The organism is Pseudomonas sp. EL_65y_Pfl1_R83, assembly GCF_963970695.1.
Taxonomy (GTDB): Bacteria; Pseudomonadota; Gammaproteobacteria; order Pseudomonadales; family Pseudomonadaceae; genus Aquipseudomonas; species Aquipseudomonas tritici.
The window spans coordinates 1-1,669 of sequence record NZ_CAXAQI010000039.1 but is presented as its reverse complement, the minus strand read 5'-3'; the positions used below and the strand labels follow the sequence as shown (position 1 = coordinate 1,669).

Genomic DNA, 1,669 nt, shown 5'->3' with positions numbered 1-1,669 from the left:
ATAAACACAGCCAGACCAGCCTCTATGTTTACGATGATGACGGCTACGAACCCCTTGCCCGCGTCGACGGCGTTGGTCCGTTGCAGAAGATTCGCTACTACCACAACGACCTGAACGGGTTGCCCGAGCAACTAACCGAGGCCGATGGGCACAGCGTCTGGCAGGCTACTTATCGGGTGTGGGGCAATACGGTTGAGGAAGTACGTGAGCCTTATTACATCGAAGAGCAGAACCTGCGGTTTCAGGGGCAGTATCTGGATCGGGAAATTGGGCTGCACTACAACACGTTTCGGTTTTATGATCCGGATGTGGGGCGGTTTACGACGCCCGATCCGATTGGGTTGGCGGGGGGAATCAATCTATATGCGTATGCAGCCAACCCGTACGGCTGGATCGATCCGCTGGGCTGGAGTTGTACGTCATCCATCAACCGACGTATTGGACGCCTGAAAAAACAGGGTTATCAAGACCATCACATATTGAGCGATAAGCACGCCAGTACGAAGAACCACCCGCTGCTTAAATTGGCTGGGTTTGACTTACAAAGTCGGCAAAACAAAATATTCCTGCCCAACAAAACACGTGCCTTGACTGATGGGAGTCGTTCGATACATCAAGGCCGCCACGCAGCTAGGGTCAACCAAAACCTTGGAAGCAAAATGGACCAAGTGCATAGGGTTGGCAAACGTGAAAACTGGAATCAGGCCCAATACCGCAAAGCGCTGGATAAAATCGTATCCGATGAGCGTAAATTACTCCGCTCCGGCGAGAGGCAATTGAATAAAAATGCGCGTCCGGGCGCGCATTACAATTAGGAATTTGAAATGATTTTAAGCTGGAAAGCGCCTGTTTATCACAACGAAAAGTTGCTGGGTTCATACGACGCCGAGAGCGGTTCCTATGAGACGGCAGGGTCGAATTTTGATTATTTGTCGCTACTGTCGGGAAAAACTTTCCCTGTCGACATGGATAGTCCCAAAATATTTTTCCCATGCTCAAAGAAAAAACTAACGGCTTACGACTGCTTATGGTTGTTGGGTGACATACCCTTGGTGAGCCAGCGGTTAGCGCATTTCCTCGCACAGAAAGCCAGCGTTCATATTCAGTTATTAAAGCCCACAAGCATTGCTGCCAACGGAGAAGAAGTGACTGAGGACTATTACATCGTCAACGCTGCTCAAACTATAAGAGCTGTTGATAAGAGTAAGTCGGTAGCGGAGCTCTCCGACAGTGGCTCGATACTCTATTTTAATGAAATCTGGTTTCATGATACTGCCGCAGGAATGGGAGAGATTGCACGCGAGCGGGATTCTGGAGATCTTTTGATTTCTCAGGAGCTGGCTGACGCCATGATAGAAAACAGGTTCAAAGGCGACAAAGGCCTAGGCTTCTACATCGCTAACCGATCATTCACACCTTATAAAGACCAGGCATGATGGAGGGCTTCAGGCAGCCTGAACCCCACATCGACCATCAGGTATTCGACGACTTCTAGCGCGACCGCCTGCACTGCGAAGTAATGCGCACCCAGGGCCAACTGAACACCCGCAGCGAATACGACCGCAGCGGCCGCCTGCGTTCACGCCAGCGCCGTCACGCCAGTCAGTCAACCTTGCTGCCCGCTGCGGCGCAAAAACAGTTTGAATACGACCCCGCCGACAACCTGATC

At 51.2% G+C, this 1,669-nt stretch carries 2 protein-coding genes and 1 pseudogene; all 3 read left to right on the top strand.

Annotation, left to right across the window (positions count from 1 at the left end):
- Positions 1 to 815: RHS repeat-associated core domain-containing protein (locus AACY08_RS27430; RefSeq protein WP_339472252.1), on the top strand; the 815-nt coding region annotated here is incomplete at its 5' end.
- Between the two features lie 9 nt (positions 816 to 824).
- Complete coding sequence (locus AACY08_RS27425; RefSeq protein ID WP_339436638.1) at positions 825 to 1,436, top strand: imm11 family protein; 612 nt, start codon at positions 825 to 827, stop codon at positions 1,434 to 1,436.
- Between the two features lie 26 nt (positions 1,437 to 1,462).
- Positions 1,463 to 1,669, top strand: a pseudogene (locus tag AACY08_RS30710) (hypothetical protein); the annotation flags it as partial.

Bases quoted from the DNA above. Each gene is read 5' to 3' on its own strand.
- AACY08_RS27425 (WP_339436638.1), top strand. From the start codon at position 825: ATGATTTTAAGCTGGAAAGCGCCTGTTTATCACAACGAAAAGTTGCTG.